The organism is Delftia sp. ASV31, assembly GCF_016428765.1.
Taxonomy (GTDB): Bacteria; Pseudomonadota; Gammaproteobacteria; order Burkholderiales; family Burkholderiaceae_C; genus Comamonas; species Comamonas acidovorans.
On sequence record NZ_JAELTK010000010.1, the window covers coordinates 36307 to 56713 of the forward strand.

Sequence of the window (20407 nt, forward strand, 5' to 3'; positions counted from 1 at the left end):
CGGTTATCGCGCCCTATGCCACCTGTCCCAAGGCATTGATCCATATCTTCCAGGCTGGAGTTCACAGCATGTCTTTCACAGCCATCTTGCGCCATGCATTGGCCACGCCTCTCCTCTTGATTTTCTGTATGGCCCCTATTTCATCCTGGGCCCGTTGTTCCTCCCAGGGTTGGAATGCCCAGTTTCCGGGTTCAGCCAACACCCCCACCATCGTCAATGAAAATTATCCGATTGGCAGCGTTGTCTATTCCAGGACAATGGCTTTGCAAAATACCGGGGCCGGCAGCTACCACATTTCTTGCGACAATGATTTCTATTATCTGGAAGGCATTGGAACGGAAAGCGGTGGAATATATTCCACCGCCATCCCCAACCTGGGCATGAAAATCACATGGGAAAGAGCCGCGCCTTATTCAGGGTCCATGCTGAAACAGGGCATATTCCATTCACTGCCAAGCAACAACATGACCCTCGAGCTCGTGAAAACCGGAGAACTCACATCTGGCGGTTCCCTGAATGGCAGCTTCGCACGAATCTACTCAGGGACCAGCAATGCCCGTGACTTGCTGGCCACGGTATTCTTTTCAAGTGGCATCACCGTCAACGTCAGCAGCCGCCCCAGGCCACCGACCTGCCGAGTGTCCACGGGCAAGATCGACGTGACCATGGCCCCCGCCCCGTTCGCCGATTTCAAGGGAATCGGGTCCGTCACGGCAGCCAAGGACTTCAGCATCGAGTTGACCTGCGCGGGAGGCGAAGCCAATACACGCCTGACCGCCTTCATCACGCTGACGGATGCCACCCAGGCCACCAATCGATCGAGCACGCTGACGCTGGCCCAAAATTCCAAGGCCCGGGGTGTCGGCATACAGGTACTGAGAAACAACGTGCCCGTGAGCTTCGGCCCCGACTCCGGCGGCCTGGGCAATGCCAACCAATGGAATGCGGGCCAGGTCGCACAGGGGCAGAACAGCCTGAAGATTCCGCTGAGCGCGCGCCTAGTGCAGACGGCCGGCAGCGTGACACCTGGCATGGCCTATGGCAGGGCAACCTTCACGATGAGCTACCAATAGCCGCTGATGGGCCCGCAGGAAATGAACAGCGCCAGCCTTGCGCGCGATTGCAGACTTCGTGGAGCCAATATGGAGGGGCGGCGGCACGCAGGGTATCGCACCATAATGTGTGCCTGGCCCTGCCAGCTTTCCCATGAACTCCACAGCACAGCCAACGGCAACCACCCCCCTCGTGCTCGTCGTCGAAGACGAGCCCGCCATCGCCAGCATCCTGACGGCCTATCTCGAGCGGGACGGGCTGCGTTCGCGCATGGCCTCGGACGGACAGGAGGCGCTGCAGCTGTTCCGCCTGCTGCGGCCCGACCTGGTGCTGCTGGACATCCACCTTCCCGGCATGGACGGCATCGACGTGCTACGCGCCATCCGCGATGACAGCCAGACGCCCGTGATCATGGTCACGGCCCTGGCCGACGATGTGGACAAGCTGCTGGCCCTGCGCCTGGGCGCCGACGACTACGTGGTCAAGCCCTTCAATCCGCCCGAGGTCGTAGCCCGCGTGCGCGCCGTGCTGCGCCGCACCCAGGCACGCAAGAACCCGGCGCCCGCGCCCATCCGCGTGGGCCCCATCGAGATCGACGCCGAGGCACACAGCGCCGTGGTCTACGACAACGAGGGCCGCGCCCTGCCGCTGCCCCTGACGCTGACCGAATTCCGCCTGCTGGCCTGCCTGGCGGCCCAGCCCCGGCGCTGCTTCTCGCGCTCCCACCTGATCGAGCACTGCCTGCCCGAGAGCGATGCGCTGGAGCGCGTCATCGACTCCCATCTGTCCAAGCTGCGCCGCAAGCTGCAGCTGGCCGGCCAGGAAGGCCTGATCGAGACCGTGCGCGGCATTGGCTACCGGCTATGGCCCTGGGACTGAGGCCCAACCGCATCTGGGTGCGCTTCGGCCTGTGGATCACGGCCACCGTGCTCAGCACCATCGCCCTGCTGGCCATCGGCGTGCTGGTGTTCTCCGAGATTCAGTACCGCGACTTCTACAGCAGCCTGCCGCCGGCCGTGCAGATCGAGCTGGACGAACTCAACGCGCAGTCGCTGGAAGACAGCCCGCGCGCCATGCAGATCTACGGCCAGTACTGGACGGGCGATCTGCTGTTCGGCGAGAAATGGTCCCTGGTCATCGGCCTGCTGGTGTGCCTGCCCTTCGGGCTGGCCGTGGGCTTCTGGGTGTCTCGCCTGGTGACGCGGCCCCTGGCGTCCATGGTCGAGGTGGCCAAGCGCGTGGAGCTGGGCGACTTCAGCGCGCGCGCCCTGCCCGGCAAGGCCCATGGCGAGATGGCCGAGATGGTGGTGGCCTTCAACCGCATGATCGATTCGCTGGAGACGCTGGAGGCCGAGCGCCGCGCCACGGCGGCCTCGATCTCGCACGAGCTGCGCACGCCGCTGACCGTGCTGCAGGCGCGCCTGCATGCCATCTGCGACGGCGTCATCGCCGCAGACGACACCGAGCTGAACACGCTGCTGTTCCAGGTCGAGCACCTGGGCCGGCTGGTCGGCGACCTGCACACGCTGTCCATGGCCGATGCCGGCCAGCTGTCGCTGCAAAAGCAGCGCCTGGACCTGGCAGAACTCGTGGCCGAGACGCTGGACCACCTGCACCCCCAGCTCCTGCAGCATGGCATGCAGCTGGAGATGCACCTGCCCGCGCCCAGTGACATCGGCATGGCCGACATCCGTGCCGACGCCGACCGCATGCGCCAGATCCTCTCCAACCTCGTCAGCAACGCCATCCGCCATGCGGCCAGCGGCGCATGGCTGGGCGTGGCGCTGACGGTGGAATCCGATATCGAAGGCCGTGCCTGGGTCGTGCTGCGCATCAGCGATGCCGGTCCCGGCCTGCCCAGCGAGCTGCGCGCACACCCCTTCCAGCGCTTTGCCCAGGTGCCCGGCAAGCGCCGCCGCGAGGGCTCGGGCCTGGGCCTGTCCATCGTCAAGGCACTGACCGTCTCCCAGGGCGGCAGCGTGGAGGCCGACGACTCCGAGCAGGGCGGTGCCCGCTTCACGCTGCGCTTTCCGCGCGTCTGATCCTGCGCCACTGAAGGCCGCCGGGGTCCGCTGCGGGGTCCGCTACGCGGACGGGGCCTGCGCCTCGCGCAGCAGCGCATGGATGGCCCAGCCCAGCGGCGCGCGCAGCTGCTGCAGCGTCTGCTGCGGCCCCAGCGCCAGCAGCGACTGCGACACCCAGCCATAGGTCAGCGTGTGCAGCAGCCGTGCCAGGGGCTGGGCCGGCGCGGGCAGCGGCGGATCGCAGTCCTGCAATGCCGTGCCCCACAGCTGTACATAGGCCTGGTAGTGGCGGCGGAAGGGCTCGGGCGCGGACACCTTGCGCTCCAGCATGAACAGCGCGGCCCACATCGGCGCCTCGCGCGCAATGCCGTCGACCAGGGTGTCCAGCAGGCGGTCCACGCGCGTGGCCAGCGGCATGCCGGCACTGTCCTGCAGCGTCTGCAGCCCCTGGGCGTGCAGGGCCTGCACCTGGCGGTGGATGCACATGGCCGCCAGCGTGTCCATGTTGCCGAAGTATTCATAGAAGGTGCCCAGGCCCACGCCGGCCACGGCGGCCACCTCGCGCACCGTGGTGCGCTCGTAGCCCTGCTCGATCACAAGCCGAACAAAGGCGTCCTGCAGCGCCTGCGATGTGGCCTGCGCGCGCGATTGCAGGGGGCGGCGCCGCACTTTGGGCGGCTGCGGCTGCTGCCGTGAAACCCGAACACCTTTGCTGGGCATTTTTCCTAGACTTTTGCGTTGAGACCAACGATCACGGAGACACGCATGAGCACCGGCCAGACATTGCAGACAGGGCACACCTGGAACACGCACGACGTCCTGAACCAGGTCGACGAACTCACCGACTTCAACCTGCTGGAGGCCGACCCTGCCCTGGCCGAGGCCCTTCAGCGCAACGGCGCCGCGCGCCACATTCCGTCGCTGTCGCGCTATGCGCAGCAGCTGGGCGAACGCGCCACCTGGGAATTGGCCGAGCATGCCAACCGCCACACGCCCGAGCTGCACCGCTTTGACGCGCGCGGCCGCATCATCGACGCCGTGGAGTTCCACCCGAGCTGGCACACGCTGCTGGGACTATACCGGCAGCAGGGGCTGATCTCCCTGCCCTTCGAGGACAGCAGCGCGGGCCGCTGGAGCGCCTGGGCCGCAGGTTTTTACCTGCACGGCCAGGTCGAACAGGGCACGCTGTGCCCGGCCACCATGACCACGGCCGCCATCCCGCTGCTGCAAAAGGAACCGGCGCTGTGGCAGCAGCTGCAGGGCAAGCTGTTCAGCCACGAATACGATCCGCGTGACCTGCCCGTGGGCGACAAGGCATCGATGTGGCTGGGCATGGGCATGACCGAGAAGCAGGGCGGCTCCGACGTGCGCGCCAACACGACGGTGGCCATGCCGGTGCACGCCGGCGGGCGCGGCGGCGAGTACCTGCTGCGCGGCCACAAGTGGTTCTTCTCGGCACCCATGTGCGATGCCCACCTGGTGGTGGCGCGCATGGGGGAAGGCGGGGGGCAGGCCTGCTTCTACGTACCGCGCTGGCGCCCGGACGGCAGCAGGAATGCCGTGCGCGTGCAGCGCCTGAAGGACAAGGTGGGCAACCGCAGCAACTCCAGCAGCGAAGTGGAGTTCGAGGACGCCTGGGGCATCCTGATGGGCGAGGAAGGCCGGGGCATTCCCACCATTATCGAGATGGCCACCTACACCCGCCTGAACTGCGTGCTGGGCAGCGCCGCCATCCTGCGCTCGGCCACGGTGCAGGCCCTGGCCTATGCGCGCCGGCGCAGCGTCTTCGGCAAGCAGCTGGCCGAGCAGCCGCTGATGCGCACCGTGCTGGCCGATCTGGCGCTGGAAAGCGAGGCCGCGCTGCAGATCGCCATGCGCCTGGCCCAGGCCTATGAGCGTGGAGGCGACGAGGGCGATCCGCTGGAGCGGGCCTGGAAACGCATCATGACGCCAGCGGCCAAGTTCTGGGTCTGCAAGCGCGGCGTGGAGCTGACGGGCGAGGCCATGGAGGTGCTGGGCGGCAACGGCTACGTGGACACGGGCGTGATGGCGCGCCTGTTCCGCGAGGCGCCCGTGAACTCGATCTGGGAAGGCTCGGGCAACGTCATGTGCCTGGACGTGCTGCGTGCCATCTCGCGCGAGCCCGACGGCGCGCAGCTGCTGCTGCAGGACCTGATCGACACGGCAGCGGGCGAGCCCGCGTTGCTGCAGCAGGCGCAATCGCTGGCACGGCGCCTGTCCGGCCCGCCTGACCAGCTCGAGGCCCAGGCACGCCGCCTGGTGCAGGACCTGGTGCTGCTGGCCCAGGCCTGCCTGCTGCGCCGCCATGCGCCGCCCGCCATGGCCGACGGCTTCATCGCCACGCGCCTGGGGGCGCAGCAGGGCGCCATGGTGGCGGGCGCCTTCGACCCGGCAGGCCTGGACATCGCCGCCATCGTGCAGCGCGCGCTGCCCGCCTGAAGCGGCCGCCGGCCCACCACACAACAAAGCACAAGGAGACAAGACATGAACCTGCTCGACGCCTTCGACAGCGCCGTGCGCAAGACGCCCGCCAAGGCCTTTCTGCGCGACCGCGGCGCCTCCATCAGCTATGCCGACATGCAGCGGCGCTCGCAGCGCGCGGCCGCCGTGCTCCAGGCCCAGGGCGTGGGCCGAGGCGATACCGTGGCCCTGATGTGCCTGAACACGCCGGGCTTTGTCGAAGCCCTGTTCGGCGCCTGGCGCCTGGGCGCCGCGCTGGTGCCCGTCAACCACAAGCTGCAGGCGCCCGAGCTGCAGTACATCCTCGACCACGCGCAGTGCAAGGCCCTGGTGTTTGACGCCGCACTCGCACCCGTGGTCGCGGCCGCGCCACACCCCTGCGCCCGCCTTGTGACCGAGGCGCAAGAGGCCGTCCCGGGTGTCCAGGACTGGGACACGCTGGTGGCGGCCGCCAGGCCCATGGAAGGCACGCGGCCCGCCGATGGCGACATCGCCCAGGTGCTCTACACCTCGGGCACCACGGGCCGACCCAAGGGCTGCCTGCTGAGCCATCGTGCCGTCACGCTGGCGGCGATCACGGCCGCGCTGGGCCTGTCCATCACGCGCGAGGAACGCACGCTGATGGCCATGCCCATCTGGCATTCCTCGCCGCTCAACAACTGGTTTGGCGGCACGCTGTACATGGGCGGCACCGTGGTGCTGCTGCGCGAGTACCACCCGCAGCATTTCCTGCAGGCCGTGCAGGACGAGGGCGTGACGCTGTACTTCGGCGCCCCCGTCTCCTACTTTGCGCCGCTGCAGATGCTGCCCGACTTTGCCCGCTACGACCTGAGCAGCGTGCGCGCCTGGGTCTACGGCGGCGGCCCCATCGGCGCCGACATGGCGCGCAAGCTGGCCACGGCCTACCGCAGCGACCGCTTCTACCAGGTCTACGGCATGACCGAGACCGGCCCCACGGGCACCACGCTCTACCCCGAGGAGCAGGTGGAGCGGGCCGGCTCCATCGGCCGCGTGGCCCTGCCCGGCGTGGACATGCGCGTGGTGCGCGACGACGGCGAGGATGCCGGCCCGGGCGACACCGGCGAGATCTGGCTGCGCACCGGCAGCGTGATGGACGGCTACCTGCACGACGCCCAGGCCACGGCTGCCGCCTTCGCACCGGGCGGCTGGTACCGCACGGGCGATCTTGCGCGCCTGGACGACGCGGGCTATCTCTTCATCGTGGACCGGACCAAGGACATGGTCATCACGGGGGGCGAGAACGTTTATTCCAAGGAGGTGGAGGACGCGATCTCGGCCCATCCCCAGGTCGCCGACGTCGCCGTCGTGGGCAGGCCCCACGCCGAATGGGGCGAGACCGTCGTCGCCCACGTGGTGACGCGCGGCGAGGCCGCGCCCGATACCGAGGCACTGCAGCAGTTCCTGGCCGACAGGCTGGCGCGCTACAAGATCCCGCGTGAATTCGTCTTTGCGGCCAGCCTGCCGCGCACGCCCACAGGCAAGCTGCAGAAATTCCTGCTGCGTCAGGAGCGCAGCGCCACCTGAGGTGCCGGCCTCCTGCGTGGCTGCGTGGCCTACTCCGCGGCCTACTTCGCGGCCTTGAAATCCGACTCGCTCATGCCGCGCCGCCAATAGGCCACGACCAGCTGCTCGTGCTTTTCCAGACCGCGCTCCTCGCGCGCCCACTGGCGCACGGCCTGGGCGGTGTCGAATTCGCCAGCGGCCCAGACGAAGCGGCTGGAGGGGGAGGCCCCGGGCGAAGGCACGGGCCATTCCACGGCGCGCAGCGCGTCGATCAGCAGCGTGGTGGTGCCGGCCTCGGCAGCGCCACGGTGCAGCCAGTGCCATTGCAGGCCTTCGGGCACCTGCACGGGCTGCTCGTCCTGCGGACTCTGGACTTCGGCAAACACATGGCCGCGCGTGTGCGCCGGCAGGGAGGCCGCAATGCGCAGCATGGCCGGCAGGCCGGTGTCGTCGCCGGCCAGCAGCATCCAGTCGGCCGGGGTGGCCGTGCGCCCGCCGGGGCCGGTCATGCCGATGCGCTGGCCCGGCTGGGCGCGCGCGGCCCAGGCGGACCCGGGGCCTGCGTCCTCGTGCAGCACGAAGTCCACGTCGATCCATCCGTTGGCGCCGTCTTGGGCCATTCCCATCGCACGCATGGTGTACGTGCGCATGTCCAGGCGCATGTCACCCTCGGGCAGGCGCAGCAGGCCGCTGGCCGACAGCGTGGGCCATTCGGGCTCGGCCACGCCCGGCTGGGGGAACAGCAGCTTGACGTGGATGTTGGTGTCCTGCGCATAGCGCGCCATGTCGTCACAGGCAAAGCGCACGCGGCGCATGTGCGGCGTGAGATCGCGCACGGCCAGCACCCGCAGCTCGCGGAAGGCCGGCGGGCGCTGCAGCGCGGCGCCGTCACCCTCCCAGGCCAGGGAGCCGTCGGCGGCGCCCGTGGCCTCCAGCAGCAGGTGGGCCAGCATGAGCTTCATGTCCTGCAGCAGCTCCACGCCGGGCGCCGCCACCTCGGCATGGACCTGCCGGCCCTCCAGCCACAGCTGGCCCTGGCCGCCTTCGTAGTCGGCCACCCAGCGCGAGCCTTCGCGGCGCACGGTGATGTCGTGCTCCTGCATGTGCCCGACGATGGCGGCGATGGCCTCCTCGGCCCTGTCCATGCGCACCGAAGTGCGTGCCTGCAGCTGTGTCATTGACGGATGTCCTTTCGTTCGGTGATTGCAGCATCGCCCGGCGCCCGTGGGGTTTGCGCCAGCCCCGCCGACGTTTGCGCAGCGCGCCCATAAGCCCATAAGCCCATAGGCCCATAGCCCATACAGCGACCCTGGCCCTCAGAGCCTGGCGCGCACCAGCTTGGGAGAGATGCCAAAGCGGCGCTTGAAGGCCGTGGAGAAATTGGCGGCGCTGGAATAGCCGGCCGCATGCGCGACCTCGGAGACGCTGCAGCCCGTCTGCTCCAGCGCGGCCCAGGCGCGTTCCAGCCGCTGCTCGCGCCGGTACCCGTCGATGCTCGATCCGTAGGCCAGGCGGAACTGGCGCTGCAGGGCGCTGGCGCTCAGGCCGACCTCGCGCGCGATTTCGGCCAGCGGGCGGCAGCCGTCGCCGCCACTGTCCAGCAAGGCCTTGAGGCGTGCCATGCGCCGGTGTTCGCGCACGCCCAGCACGCCCGGCACGGTCTGCGCCGGGTCGGGCTCGGGCGCGTCGAGCGCCTGCACGCCCTCGTGCACCAGCTCCAGCGTGCGGCTGGCCAGCAGCAAGGGGGCAGAGCCTTCGCGCGCCAGCTGGATGATCTGCTCGGCCACCGCCACGGCGCGCGGCGATGGCTGCCAGGGTCGTATGGCCAGCAACTGCTGCTCCATCCAGTGCCGCAGCAGCGGTGGCGCGACCATGGGCAGGGCCTGGGCGGCAAACCATTGCGGCTGCACGGTGATGCTGAGCTTGCGCTCGAACTTGCCGCGCCGCCAATGCCGCATGAACATGTCGCCGGGCCGTGAATGGATGACGGCGCCGCAGGCCTGCACATGGGCACCGGCCGGGCTGGCGGGCGCCACCTGCATCTGCAGACCCTGGCTGCCGAAGGCCACGTCCACGCAGCCCTCCAGCAGCACGACCAGGTGCAGCCCCGGCACGGCCGGCGAACGCGTGCTCATGGTGCGCAGGTCGCGCGCCTCCACGCCATGCAGCCACAGGCCGGGCTGGACCTGCCAGGACTGCAGGTGCCCGGCCAGCAGCGCGTCCTCGGCCGTGACCTCGGCGTCGAGGATGCGGTAGTCGGGACCGCTGAAGTCGCAGGCACGCAGCGTGCCCCGCCCCAGCCAGCGTGGAGGGCGTGCAGGTGTTTGGACAGAGGAAAGAGCCATGGCCAGCCGGAGCGGTGCGCGCCCCAAAGACAAGAATGATTCTCATTTTAAAGATCGCGCCGGTGCGGCGCTTTCTGCGGGGAATCCATGGCGTGCCCTGCCGCGCGCCCGGGCCGCCGTGCGCCACAATGCGTAATGCTCAGCCTCCAAGACATCCAGAACGCCGCCGACCGCCTGCGCGGCGCCGTGCTCGATACGCCCTGCGTGGAATCGCGCACGCTGTCCCAGATCACGGGAGCGCAGGTCTATCTCAAGTTCGAGAACCTGCAGTTCACCGCCTCGTTCAAGGAACGCGGCGCCCTCAACAAGCTGGCCCAGCTCTCGCCCGAGGAGCGCGCACGCGGCGTGGTCGCCATGAGCGCCGGCAACCATGCCCAGGGCGTGGCCTACCACGCGCAGCGCCTGGGCGTGCGTGCCGTCATCGTCATGCCGCGCTTCACGCCGGGCGTGAAGGTGGAGCGCACGCGCGGCTTCGGCGCGGAGATCGTGCTGCACGGCGACTCCCTGGCCGAGGCGCGCCAGCATGCCTACACGCTGGCCGAGCAGCAGGGCCTGTGCTTCGTCCACCCCTATGACGACGAGCAGATCGCGGCGGGCCAGGGCACGCTGGCGCTGGAGATGCTGGCCGAGCAGCCCGACCTGGACCAGCTCATCGTGGCCATCGGCGGCGGCGGCCTGATCGCGGGCGTGGCCACGGCCGCCAAGGGACTGAACCCGGGCATCGAGATCATCGGCGTGCAGACCCAGCGCTTTCCGTCCATGTTCAATGCCGTGCGCCAGGCCGGGCTGCCCATGGGCACCTCGACCATCGCCGAGGGCATTGCCGTCACCCAGCCCGGCGCGATCACGCAGGAAGTCGTATCGCGCCTGGTGGACGACATGCTGCTGGTCGATGAAGGCGACATCGAGCAGGCCGTGCTCATGCTGCTGGAGATCGAGAAGACCCTGGTCGAGGGTGCGGGCGCCGCGGGCCTGGCCGCGCTGCTGCGCCATCCGCAGCACTTCGCGGGCAAGAAGGTGGGGCTGATCCTGTCGGGCGGCAACATCGACCCGCTGCTGCTGGCGGCCATCATCGGGCGCGGCATGGTGCGCTCCGGGCGGCTGGCGCGCATCAAGGTCAGCGCACGCGACGTGCCCGGCGTGCTGGCGCGCATCACGGCCACGGTGGCGGCGGCGGGGGCCAATATCGAGGAGGTCCACCACCAGCGCGCCTTCACCATGCTGGCCGCGCAGAGCGTGGAGATCGAGCTGGTGCTGCAGACCCGCAACAAGGCCCACATCGAAGAGGTCATCGCTGCCCTGCAGGCGGAAGGCATGCAGGTCAATGCGGCGTGATACCGCGCGCGTCATGGCTTTCCCCAGACGCGCGTGCCGCCGACACTGCCTAGAATGGTCCGAACCCCACTGCAGCCAGGAGCGCACCGCATGTCGCATGATCCCGCCGCGAACCACGCCACCGAAGCCACGGCCACCGACGACGCCACGGAGGCCGTCGTGCCCTACATCCCCGTCATCCTGCCGCTGGCCGGTGCCGTGATGATGTTCCTGCTGGCCTTCATTGCGGTGAACATGGCCTGACCAAGCCTTGCCTTCCCCCGTCAAAAGCCCCGCCCTGCGGGGCTTTTTGCTTGCCTGTTCGGCAGGCAAATCAAACATCCATATTGCATACTTTGATGCATAGAATGCATAGTTTTTGCCATTCGTTTGCTGACAAATTCGTGACCGCTCCCTAGAATCGAATCCCCAGCCGGTGCGCCGCCAGCTTCCGCCAGCGCCGCCTCGCCGCCCCGAGAAGAGCTTCCTTCGCGCGCCGACTGAACGAGAGCCCGTTTCTCAAAGTTGGCGCGGCAACAGGCGCGTCCCCTTTGAAAAACTGGTTTTTTCAATTGAAGGAAGCTCCGCGATGAACGCACCCGTCATGCAAGGCCTGAACATCCAGGCCCCTGCCTACGTCAAGAACAGCCGCCTGATCGCCTGGGTGGCCGAGATGGCCGCACTGTGCAAGCCCGCCCGGATCCACTGGTGCGACGGCTCCCAGGAAGAGTACGAGCAGCTGTGCCAGCAGCTCGTCGATGCCGGCACCTTCAAGAAGCTCGATCCCGTCAAGCGCCCCGGCAGCTACCTGGCCTGGTCCGACCCGTCCGACGTGGCACGCGTCGAGGACCGCACCTACATCTGCTCGGCCAACAAGGAAGATGCGGGCCCGACCAACAACTGGATGGCCCCGAACGAGATGCGCGCCACGCTGCAGCCGCTGTTCGACGGCTGCATGGCCGGCCGCACCATGTATGTGGTGCCCTTCTCCATGGGCCCGCTGGGCTCGCCCATCGCCCACGTGGGCGTGGAGCTGTCCGACAGCGCCTATGTAGCCGTCAACATGAAGATCATGACCCGCATGGGCCGTGCCGTGTATGACGTGATCGGCGTGGAAGGCGAGTTCGTTCCCTGCGTGCACACCGTGGGCGCGCCCCTGGCCGAAGGCGAGAAGGACCAGACCAGCTGGCCCTGCAACAAGACCAAGTACATCGTCCACTACCCCGAGACGCGCGAAATCTGGAGCTATGGCTCGGGCTACGGCGGCAACGCCCTGCTGGGCAAGAAGTGCTTTGCGCTGCGCATCGCCTCCACCATGGGCCGCGACCAGGGCTGGCTGGCCGAGCACATGCTCATCCTGGGCGTGACCAACCCCCAGGGCAAGAAGTACCACGTGGCTGCGGCCTTCCCCAGCGCCTGCGGCAAGACCAATTTCTCGATGCTGGTGCCGCCCAAGGTCTTCGAAGGCTGGAAGGTCACCACCATCGGCGACGACATCGCCTGGATCAAGCCCCAGGCCGACGGCTCGCTGCGCGCCATCAACCCCGAAGCCGGCTACTTCGGCGTGGCCCCGGGCACGAACTACCACACCAACCCCAACTGCATGGCCAGCCTCGACAAGAACGTGATCTTCACGAACGTCGCGCTGACCGATGACAACGACGTGTGGTGGGAAGGCATGGACAAGGACACCGGCAAGCAGCCCGACCACCTGATCGACTGGCAAGGCAAGGACTGGACGCCCCAGATCGCCCGCGAGACCGGCGCCAAGGCCGCCCACCCCAACGCCCGCTTCACCGTGGCCGCGACCAACAACCCCGCGCTGGACGAAGCCTGGGACGATCCCAAGGGCGTGAAGATCGACGCCATCATCTTCGGCGGCCGCCGCTCCACCACCGTGCCGCTGGTGACCGAGGCCCGCAACTGGACCGAAGGCGTCTACATGGCCGCCACCATGGGTTCGGAAACCACGGCCGCCGCCTTCGGCGCCCAGGGCGTGGTGCGCCGCGACCCCTTCGCCATGCTGCCGTTTGCCGGCTACAACATGAGCGACTACTTCCAGCACTGGCTCACGCTGGGCGCCAAGATCGAAGGCCAGGGCGCCGTCCTGCCCAAGATCTTCACCACCAACTGGTTCCGCAAGAACGCCGACGGCAAGTTCGTCTGGCCCGGCTACGGCGAGAACATGCGCGTGCTGAAGTGGATGATCGACCGCCTCGAAGGCCAGGCACAGGGCGAGCAGACAGCCTTCGGCATTGCGCCCCAGTACGCCGAGATCAACTGGACCGGCCTGGACTTCTCCGCAGACCAGTTCGCCAGCGTGACCAGCATTGACAAGGCCGCCTGGGCCGAGGAAATGCAGCTGCACACCGAGCACTTCGACAAGCTGGCCCACAAGCTGCCCCAGGAGCTGCTGGTGACCAAGGCCGAACTGGAAAAGCGCCTGGGGACATAAAGCTCCCCCTGAGCGGCTACGCCGCTTCCCCCTCTCGCTTCGCGGGGGGGACGGCACCCTCGGTGCGGGGCGACCCTTCCTCGGTGCCCCTTGCTTTGGGCAGCGCCAGTTTCATGGACTGTGGAAGATGCACAGAACAATGAGTCCCTGAGTAGCTCTCGACCCATGGAAAAAGCCTCGCAGTGCGAGGCTTTTTTTGTGGCGTTTCAACGACGCCCCCAGACAACAAAAAAGCCGCGCCTTGTGGGCAGCGGCTTTTTTTGGAGGAGCGCCGCAAGGCGCCCCAGGCAGAGATCAGTTGCCTTGCCTATCCATGGCGCGGGCCAGGTCGGCCATCAGGCGGGCGTCCTGCAGGGCGGCATTCCAGATGCGCTCGTCGGCGGCAGCCTGCTGGCGGCTCTCGGTCCAGGCGCGGTAGCCGGCGCGGGCCGTCATGGCAGCGCGGCGGGCGGGAGCGGAGAACAGGGCCAGGCCCATGAAGGCGGCAACCCACAGCACCACCCAGGCGCCCAGCATGTGGCCGTCGGTCCAGTTGTGGGCGACCTCGTTGACCACCACCATCAGCGCGGCCACCAGGGCAGCGAGCAGCAGGGCGCTGGCGCCACGCTTGCCGGAGAAACGCTTGGCAGCGCTCTTGCGGTCATCGGCGGCTTGATAGACATGCACCACACCAGGGTGCTCGACACAGTAGGAGTTGTAAATGAAGTTGCTCATGGCAGATAAACCCAGTTAAATAGCCGCTTTTGACGGCGTGGCGGGCGACTAGGTGTAACTATAGGGTTTACCCTAGAGCTCTTCAAATTTATATCTTGAATCTGTAGCATTCACGCCAGTGATGACTCAGCGCCCGCCGCCATGTCTGCCCTGAACTTCCGCACACTGGATCTGAACCTGCTGCGCGTCTTCGACGAGGTGATGGCAGAGCGCAGCCTGACGCGGGCGGCCCACAAGCTGGCCATCACCCAGCCGGCCGTGAGCAACGCCCTGCGACGCCTGCGCGAGGCCCTGGGCGACGAGCTCCTGGTGCGCCAGGGCCAGGGCGTGGAGCCCACGCCGCGTGCGCTGGCGCTGTGGCCCGTGATCCGGGAGGCGCTGCAGCAGCTGCAGGACACGCTGACGCCGGGCGAATTCCATCCTTCCACCGCCACCGCCACTTTTGTGCTGGCCATGGCCGACGCCACGGCCGCCACGCTGATCCCGCCCATGTTCAGCCTGCTGGAGCGCGAGGCGCCCGGCGTGGGCATCCGCGTGCTGCCGCTGACCACGCGCGACCCGCGCGGCCTGCTGGAGGCCGGCGAGGCCGACATGGCCGTGGGCTACTTCCCCGCCGCGCTGGCCGACCTGACGGCGCGCGCGCAGTCGGGCGCCCTGGTGGCCTTCGACAGCCGGCGCCTGTATGAAGGCGAGTACCTGTGCGTGATGCGCCAGGGCCATCCGCTGGCCGATGTGCCGCTGACGCTGGACAACTACTGCGCGGCGCGCCACATGCTGGTGAGCTTCTCGGGCCGCTCCTTCGGCTTCATCGACGAGGCCCTGGCCTCGCTGGGCCGCACGCGCCAGGTGGTGCTCACCGTCAACCAGTTCTTCACGGCCGGGCGCGTGGTCATGAACTCCAACCTGCTGACCATCCTGCCGCGCCACTTCGTGCCCGTGACCGGCATGGCCGACAAGCTGGTGCTGCGCGAGCTGCCCTTCGACGTGCAGCCCGTGCATGTGGACGCGCTGTGGCGCCGGCGCGGCCAGCACCCGCAGGCCTATGAATGGCTGCTGCGCACGCTCACGCGCTCGGCCGAAGCCACCTTCCCGCACACCTGAGAGCGTGTTGCGGGGGCGCGCGCCAGCGCAGGTTCTACACTTGGCCGCATGAAGATCCAGCTGCTGTCCGACCTGCACCTCGAGGCCCATCCGCATTTCATCGCCGAGCCCGCACCCGATGCCGACGTGCTGGTGCTGGCCGGCGACATAGGCTCCTACCAAAGCGGCAGCCTGCTGCAAGGCGAGCACTTCGGGCTGGAGCGTTTCTCTCCCCTGCCCCAGTACGCGGGCTGGCCCTGCCCCGTGATCTTCGTGCCGGGCAACCATGAGTACGACATGCAGGACTTCGACGCCGCCCATGCCCGCCTGCGCGCCGCCTGCGAGCGCATGGGCATGGTCTGGCTGGAGCGCGAGACCGCCGTGCTGGACGGCGTGCGCTTCGTGGGCACCACGCTGTGGAGCGACTACGACGCCATGTCCATGCACGAAGGCGTAACCGATCTGGCCCGGCTGCTCAAGCTGCGCGAGAAGGCCTTCCGCGCCGCCAACTTCTACCTGCACAAGACCGGCGGCACGCGCGGCGGCGAGCCCTTCCTGGCCGAGCCCATGCGCGAGCAGTCGCTGGTCTGCCAGCAATGGCTGCGCCAGGCGCTGGCCCGGCCTTTCGATGGTCCCACGGTGGCCGTCACGCACTTCGCGCCCAGCCTGCGCAGCGCCGATCCGCGCTATGGCTTGGTGCCCGGCACGGCCGGCTTTTGCAATGTGCTCGACGACCTGCTGCCCTTTGCCGATCTGTGGCTGCACGGCCACCTGCATTCGCCCAGCGACTATGTGGCCGAGGGCCTGCGCGACGATGGCAGCGCCTGGCGCTGCCGCGTGGTGGCCAACCCGCTGGGCTATGCACGCAAGGGCGAGCAGGAGGGCTTTTTCCCGCGCTCTACCATCGAGTTGCCGGTGCACGTGACCGCAGGGGCGGCAGAGGTGGCAGATGCGCCGGTCCGCGCTTGACCTGGATCAAGCACTCCATCCCGGCTTGGGCTTAGTCTTGGGCCATACCAAAGGAGGACTTTCATGAACATCCTGCTCGCAGTCGATGGCAGCCCCTACACCCAGAAGATGCTGGCCTACCTGACCTCGCACCCCGAGATCCTGGGCTCCGCCCACAGCTACAGCGCCATCACCGTCCAGCCCCAGCTGCCGGCCCGCGCGCGTGCCGCCCTGGGCAAGGAGGTGGTGGACGAGTACTACGCCGAGGAATCGACCAAGGTGCTGGACCCCGTGTGCAGCTACCTGGCCGAACACGGCGTGCAGGCCACGCGCCTGAGCAAGGTGGGCCCGGTCGCCGACTCCATCATCAAGGCCGCCGAGGAAGGCAAGTTCGACCTGCTGGTCATGGGCACGCATGGCCATGGCGCGCTGGGCCGCCTGGTCATGGGCTCGGTCAGCACCCAGGTGCTGGCCGGCAGCCAGGTGCCAGTGCTGCTGATCCGCTGATCCGCTGCACCGTGGACATGCGGCGCCCATAACCAGAAAAAGCAAAGCGCAGGCTTCACGGCGCAATGAACCAAAGACGGCTCCCGCGCGGGAGCCGTCTTTTTTGCATGGCAGCTTGCCGCCGTCGTGCATGGCCTGCCGTCACCGGGCTGTCACAGCCGCCTTTTACAGTCGCGCGATTTGTCACACAGGGGATGGTGAGCATGCGCATGGATACTTTGGATTGGCGGCACAAGGCGATTGCAACGGCCTGCCTGGCCCTGTGTGGCGCTGCATGGTCCGCGCCCTTCACCCCGGGCAACCTGGTGGCCTACCGCGTGGGCACAGGCACGGGCGCCCTGCCTGTGTACCTGGACGAGTACCGCGTGGACGGCACCCTGGTCCAATCGCTGCCGCTGTCAGGCGGTGCAACGCCGCTGACGGCCAGCAGCAAGGGCTCGGAAGGCCTGCTCAACCGCTCGGACAATGGCCTGTGTCTGGTGGTTCCCGGCTATGCCGTGGCCACCGGCGGCACCGAGCCCAACGGCGTCACGGCAGCGGCGGCCCAGCGCGCCGTGGCCGTGGTGGGGTTCGACTCCGACGTGAAAAGCCTGCGCCCGCTTGGCACCACGGCTTTCAGCAAGGACACCATCCGCGGTGCAGCCAGCAGCGACTGCGGCGCCGTCTGGGCCAGCGGCAAGGGCACGGCCACGGCCAACAATGGCGTCTGGCACGTGGCTGCCGACGGCACGGGCATCTCCCAACTGAACAGCAGCAATGTCCAGGGCCTGGCGGTCGCCGGCGGCCAGTTGATCGCCGCCATCAACGGCGGCTCGCTCAACCAGATCGGCACGAATTTGCCGACCACGGGCATCCAGACGGCCCTGCCCCTGGCGGGCCTGACGCCCTCCACCTACCGCGGCATCGCCTTCCTGCAACTCGATGGCGGCCCCGCCCTGGCGAACACCGTCTACGTGGCGGACAACGATACCGGCGCCATCCGGAAATTCCGCCTCTCGATGGACGGCACCAGCTGGCAGCCCGCTGGCTCCATTGCCGGCCTGTCCAAGGTCCACGGCCTGGCCGCCTTCGATACCGGCGGCGGCAATGTGATGCTGATGGCCACCGACACCACGGGCCGCCTGTACCGCGCCTTCGATCACGGCGGCTACGCCGGCACGCTGTCGGGCACGGCCGAGTCCATCGCCGCGCCGCAGGACGGCGTGTTCTATGGCGTGGCCTGGGCTCCGCTGGAGACCGTGCCGGCGACCGTGCCCGCCGCTCCCTCCAACCTGGCGGCCACCCCGGCCGGCAACCGCGTGACGGCCGCCTGGGACGCCGTGCCGGGCGCAGCCTACTACGTGGTGGAGCTGTCGCAGGACAGCTTTGCATCGGTAGCCTCCACGGCCGTGGCCCTGGGCAACAGCCAGGCGCTGGAAGGCCTGCAGCCCGGCAGCTATACGCTGCGCGTGCGCGCCGTCAACGGCCTCGGCGGGAGCACGGCTGCAGTGAGCGTGCCTTTCATGGCCTCGGCCCCGCCGACGGCCTCGCTGCCCGAACTGACCGCGTTTTCCGGCGTGGTCGGCGACGCCAACGACCCGCTGGCCTCGGCAGGCATCGGCTTCACGGTGCAGGATGCGGGGGGCGCTGGCGGCGTACAGGTCACTGCGCGTTCGAGCAACCAGGCCGTGGTGGCCGACGCCGGCCTGGCCGCGTCCAACCAGGCCGGCAACGCCGTGCTCAGGATCACTCCCACCGGCGTGGGCTATGCCGACATCACCGTCACGCTGACCAACGCGGGCGGCGCCTCCGTCAGCCGCACCATCAAGTACGCGGCCTCGGCCAACACCGCCGCCAACACCAGCCCGCGCTGGCTGGCCGGGCGCTCGGACGCATCGACGGCCATCGTCATCGATGCCGCCACCATGCTGGTGGGCGACGACGAGGCGCCTGTCCAGGATGCCTCGGGCAATGCGCTGCCGGCCGGCAACTCCTTCTCGGCCTATGGCCCCGCCGGCGGGCTGCCCATCAAGCCGCTGATGCTGGACAGGACCGCCCTGGGCCTAGCCGATGCCGCCGCCTGCACCGGCGCCGGCCTCACGGGCCTGGACAGTTGCAAGAGCGACGAGGAAATGGACATCGAGGCCAGCTTTGCCCTGGGCAGCCGCGTGTACGTGGCGGGCTCGCACTCCAACAACAAGAGCGGCAAGTCGCGCACCGACCGCTGGCGCCTGGCGGCGATGGATGTGACCGGCTCCGGCGCCTCCACGGCGCTGACCGCACGAGGCTACTACCGCTGGCTGCGCGAGGACCTGCGCAGCTGGGACGCGGCCGCGCATGACGGCCTTGCCGCCCACTACCTGGGCCTAGTGGCCAGCTCGGACGGCGGCGCCACCAAGGCGCCCGAGGCCGAGACAATGAGCGGCTTTTCCATCGAAGGCATGTCCACCAGCCCCGACGACGGCGCCGCCTGGCTGGGCTTTCGCGCGCCGCTGGTGCCGGCACCGGGCGCGCCGGCCGTCACGGCCGACCAAACCACGGGCCGCACGCATGCGCTGATCGTGCCCGTGACCAACTTCGCGGCCCTGCCTGCCGCCGATGGCGGCAGCAAGGGCAGCGCGACCATGGGCCAGCCGATCCGCCTGGACCTGGGCGGCCGCGGCATCCGCGAAATCCGCAAGAACGCGGCCGGCGAGTACCTGATCATTGCCGGCCCCTCGGCCAGCGCCACGGGTACCGCGCCGCGCAACTTCCAGCTCTATTCCTGGGATGGCCGCGTGAACGGCGCAGGCCTGGCCCTGAACCTGCGCCCGCGCGCTGCCGACCTGGCCGCCATCACCGTGCCCAATACCGCCTGCTCGGCCGAAGGCATAGGCGCCATGCCGGCCAGCCTGGACGCAGGCGGCAGCGTGGACATCATCAGCGACTGCGGCGATGCCGATTTCTACGGCGATGGCACCGTGGCCAAGGACCTGCCCTATGCCGCCTGGAAAAAGGCGCGCCTGGACAGCCTGGCGGTGCCCGCCCTGTCCACCGTGGCCCTGACCGCCCAGGCCGTGGACCAGACATCGGCCGTGGTCCAGGCCACCCCCAGCATGGGCGGCAGCCTGCGCGCCGTGGCCCTCCCAGCCAACGCACCAGTCCCCAGTTGGGAACAGGTCATGGCCGGACTGGATGCCGCCGGCCTGCCGGCCCCTGCCAGCAATACGGTCAGCACCGCAGCCGGCACGGCCGCCACGCTGTCCTTCACCGGACTGGACCCTGCCGTGAGCTACCGCGTGCATGCGGTCAACCTGCCGGCATCGGGCACGGCCAGCGCGCCGGCTGTGCTGGCGCTGAGCAAGCCCGTGCTCATCGGCACGCAGATCGGCACGGGCAGCAATACGGCGGGCGTGAGCAACGGCACCGGCAACGTGGGTGCAGACCAGTGGCAGTTCGCCTCGAACTCGGCAGGCTTTCAGCCTGCGCCCTCGCAAAGCCCGCTGCCGGGCAACCTGCGCATGCCCTACGGCAGCCTGAGCTTCGTGCTCATGGGCGGCACGCCGGGCTCCATGGCCACCATCCGCATGGACCTGCCTGAAGCCGCACCCGCCCAGGCCACGCTCTGGAAGTACGGCCCCACGGCCGCCACGCCCACGGCGCACTGGTATGAACTGGCCGCGTCGGCCTACCGCTTCGCACCCGACCGCCGCTCGGTGAGCTTCGACATCACCGACGGGCAGACGGGAGACAGCGACCTGGCCGTCAACGGCGTCATCGTGGACCCCGTGGCGGTGGCCGCGCCTGCGGCCCTGCCGCCCGGCGCCACGGCCACCCCCGTGCCCGGCCTGTCCACACTGGCCCAGGCGCTGCTGGCGCTGGCCTTGGGCGGCATGGCCGCACTGCGCCGCCGCCGCGGCTGACGCCAGCACCAGCAGCGCCCGGTACCCCCTTCAAGCCCCTGCACGGTTCGCCGCGCAGGGGCTTTTTGCTGCGGCCTGGGA

Annotated in this window: 16 protein-coding genes; 12 read left to right on the top strand and 4 right to left on the bottom strand. The window is 68.7% G+C overall.

What is annotated here, in order from left to right:
- Nucleotides 1–68: 68 nt before the first annotated feature.
- The 3 genes from JHD82_RS05730 (at nt 69) to JHD82_RS05740 (ending at nt 3095) form a co-directional block, all read left to right on the top strand.
- Nucleotides 69–1073 (top strand): fimbrial protein, encoded by a 1005-nt coding sequence (locus tag JHD82_RS05730; protein ID WP_199135685.1) that lies wholly within the window; start codon nt 69–71, stop codon nt 1071–1073.
- Nucleotides 1074–1206: 133 nt separating this feature from the next.
- Complete coding sequence (locus JHD82_RS05735; RefSeq protein WP_012202062.1) at nt 1207–1932, top strand: response regulator; 726 nt, start codon at nt 1207–1209, stop codon at nt 1930–1932.
- Complete coding sequence (locus tag JHD82_RS05740) at nt 1917–3095, top strand: cell wall metabolism sensor histidine kinase WalK (RefSeq protein WP_199135686.1); 1179 nt, start codon at nt 1917–1919, stop codon at nt 3093–3095. Before JHD82_RS05735 ends, JHD82_RS05740 begins: the two co-directional genes overlap by 16 nt.
- Before the next feature lie 42 nt (nt 3096–3137).
- On the opposite strand, the gene JHD82_RS05745 is transcribed toward JHD82_RS05740, so the two are convergent.
- Entirely contained in the window at nt 3138–3797 is a 660-nt protein-coding gene (locus JHD82_RS05745) for a TetR/AcrR family transcriptional regulator (RefSeq protein WP_043780208.1), read from the bottom strand.
- A 45-nt stretch (nt 3798–3842) separates the two neighbouring features.
- Between JHD82_RS05745 and JHD82_RS05750 the strand changes: the two genes are divergently transcribed.
- Together JHD82_RS05750 and JHD82_RS05755 are read left to right on the top strand one after the other, a co-directional pair.
- On the top strand, nt 3843–5537 hold the full coding sequence (locus JHD82_RS05750; protein WP_199135687.1) for an acyl-CoA dehydrogenase family protein: 1695 nt from the start codon (nt 3843–3845) through the stop codon (nt 5535–5537).
- A 45-nt stretch (nt 5538–5582) separates the two neighbouring features.
- On the top strand, nt 5583–7103 hold the full coding sequence (locus JHD82_RS05755) for a class I adenylate-forming enzyme family protein (RefSeq protein WP_199135688.1): 1521 nt from the start codon (nt 5583–5585) through the stop codon (nt 7101–7103).
- Nucleotides 7104–7144: 41 nt separating this feature from the next.
- On the opposite strand, the gene JHD82_RS05760 is transcribed toward JHD82_RS05755, so the two are convergent.
- On the bottom strand, nt 7145–8260 hold the full coding sequence (locus tag JHD82_RS05760; protein WP_199135689.1) for a siderophore-interacting protein: 1116 nt from the start codon (nt 8258–8260) through the stop codon (nt 7145–7147).
- Nucleotides 8261–8398: 138 nt separating this feature from the next.
- A complete protein-coding gene (locus JHD82_RS05765; RefSeq protein WP_199135690.1) occupies nt 8399–9427 on the bottom strand; it encodes an AraC family transcriptional regulator in 1029 nt (342 codons plus the stop codon).
- Between the two features lie 135 nt (nt 9428–9562).
- Here JHD82_RS05765 and JHD82_RS05770 point away from each other — a divergent pair, with 135 nt between their 5' ends.
- From JHD82_RS05770 to JHD82_RS05780, 3 genes are all read left to right on the top strand, one after another.
- Nucleotides 9563–10762 carry a threonine ammonia-lyase gene (locus JHD82_RS05770; protein WP_043780198.1) on the top strand — a complete coding sequence of 400 codons (1200 nt, stop codon included), beginning with the start codon at nt 9563–9565 and terminating at the stop codon, nt 10760–10762.
- A 90-nt stretch (nt 10763–10852) separates the two neighbouring features.
- On the top strand, nt 10853–11005 hold the full coding sequence (locus tag JHD82_RS05775) for a hypothetical protein (RefSeq protein ID WP_012202054.1): 153 nt from the start codon (nt 10853–10855) through the stop codon (nt 11003–11005).
- 325 nt (nt 11006–11330) lie between these two features.
- On the top strand, nt 11331–13196 hold the full coding sequence (locus JHD82_RS05780; RefSeq protein ID WP_063327825.1) for a phosphoenolpyruvate carboxykinase (GTP): 1866 nt from the start codon (nt 11331–11333) through the stop codon (nt 13194–13196).
- Between the two features lie 294 nt (nt 13197–13490).
- Here the strand turns inward: JHD82_RS05780 and JHD82_RS05785 are convergent, their stop codons facing one another.
- Nucleotides 13491–13910, bottom strand: coding sequence for a hypothetical protein (locus JHD82_RS05785; RefSeq protein WP_012202052.1), 420 nt, complete (start codon nt 13908–13910; stop codon nt 13491–13493).
- Nucleotides 13911–14051: 141 nt separating this feature from the next.
- Here JHD82_RS05785 and JHD82_RS05790 point away from each other — a divergent pair, with 141 nt between their 5' ends.
- The 4 genes from JHD82_RS05790 (at nt 14052) to JHD82_RS05805 (ending at nt 20326) form a co-directional block, all read left to right on the top strand.
- Complete coding sequence (locus tag JHD82_RS05790) at nt 14052–15011, top strand: LysR family transcriptional regulator (protein ID WP_013800015.1); 960 nt, start codon at nt 14052–14054, stop codon at nt 15009–15011.
- A gap of 48 nt (nt 15012–15059) precedes the next feature.
- Nucleotides 15060–15959 (top strand): metallophosphoesterase, encoded by a 900-nt coding sequence (locus JHD82_RS05795; RefSeq protein ID WP_199135691.1) that lies wholly within the window; start codon nt 15060–15062, stop codon nt 15957–15959.
- A 63-nt stretch (nt 15960–16022) separates the two neighbouring features.
- On the top strand, nt 16023–16445 hold the full coding sequence (locus JHD82_RS05800) for a universal stress protein (protein ID WP_012202049.1): 423 nt from the start codon (nt 16023–16025) through the stop codon (nt 16443–16445).
- Nucleotides 16446–16654: 209 nt separating this feature from the next.
- Entirely contained in the window at nt 16655–20326 is a 3672-nt protein-coding gene (locus JHD82_RS05805; protein WP_233174636.1) for a fibronectin type III domain-containing protein, read from the top strand.
- Nucleotides 20327–20407: the final 81 nt, after the last annotated feature.

Excerpts from the sequence above, each read along its gene's own strand:
- JHD82_RS05730 (WP_199135685.1), top strand. The coding sequence starts at position 69 with ATGTCTTTCACAGCCATCTTGCGCCATGCATTGGCCACGCCTCTCCTC.
- JHD82_RS05735 (WP_012202062.1), top strand. The coding sequence starts at position 1,207 with ATGAACTCCACAGCACAGCCAACGGCAACCACCCCCCTCGTGCTCGTC.
- JHD82_RS05740 (WP_199135686.1), top strand. The coding sequence starts at position 1,917 with ATGGCCCTGGGACTGAGGCCCAACCGCATCTGGGTGCGCTTCGGCCTG.
- JHD82_RS05745 (WP_043780208.1), bottom strand. The coding sequence starts at position 3,797 with ATGCCCAGCAAAGGTGTTCGGGTTTCACGGCAGCAGCCGCAGCCGCCC.
- JHD82_RS05750 (WP_199135687.1), top strand. The coding sequence starts at position 3,843 with ATGAGCACCGGCCAGACATTGCAGACAGGGCACACCTGGAACACGCAC.
- JHD82_RS05755 (WP_199135688.1), top strand. The coding sequence starts at position 5,583 with ATGAACCTGCTCGACGCCTTCGACAGCGCCGTGCGCAAGACGCCCGCC.
- JHD82_RS05760 (WP_199135689.1), bottom strand. The coding sequence starts at position 8,260 with ATGACACAGCTGCAGGCACGCACTTCGGTGCGCATGGACAGGGCCGAG.
- JHD82_RS05765 (WP_199135690.1), bottom strand. The coding sequence starts at position 9,427 with ATGGCTCTTTCCTCTGTCCAAACACCTGCACGCCCTCCACGCTGGCTG.
- JHD82_RS05770 (WP_043780198.1), top strand. The coding sequence starts at position 9,563 with ATGCTCAGCCTCCAAGACATCCAGAACGCCGCCGACCGCCTGCGCGGC.
- JHD82_RS05775 (WP_012202054.1), top strand. The coding sequence starts at position 10,853 with ATGTCGCATGATCCCGCCGCGAACCACGCCACCGAAGCCACGGCCACC.
- JHD82_RS05780 (WP_063327825.1), top strand. The coding sequence starts at position 11,331 with ATGAACGCACCCGTCATGCAAGGCCTGAACATCCAGGCCCCTGCCTAC.
- JHD82_RS05785 (WP_012202052.1), bottom strand. The coding sequence starts at position 13,910 with ATGAGCAACTTCATTTACAACTCCTACTGTGTCGAGCACCCTGGTGTG.
- JHD82_RS05790 (WP_013800015.1), top strand. The coding sequence starts at position 14,052 with ATGTCTGCCCTGAACTTCCGCACACTGGATCTGAACCTGCTGCGCGTC.
- JHD82_RS05795 (WP_199135691.1), top strand. The coding sequence starts at position 15,060 with ATGAAGATCCAGCTGCTGTCCGACCTGCACCTCGAGGCCCATCCGCAT.
- JHD82_RS05800 (WP_012202049.1), top strand. The coding sequence starts at position 16,023 with ATGAACATCCTGCTCGCAGTCGATGGCAGCCCCTACACCCAGAAGATG.
- JHD82_RS05805 (WP_233174636.1), top strand. The coding sequence starts at position 16,655 with ATGGATACTTTGGATTGGCGGCACAAGGCGATTGCAACGGCCTGCCTG.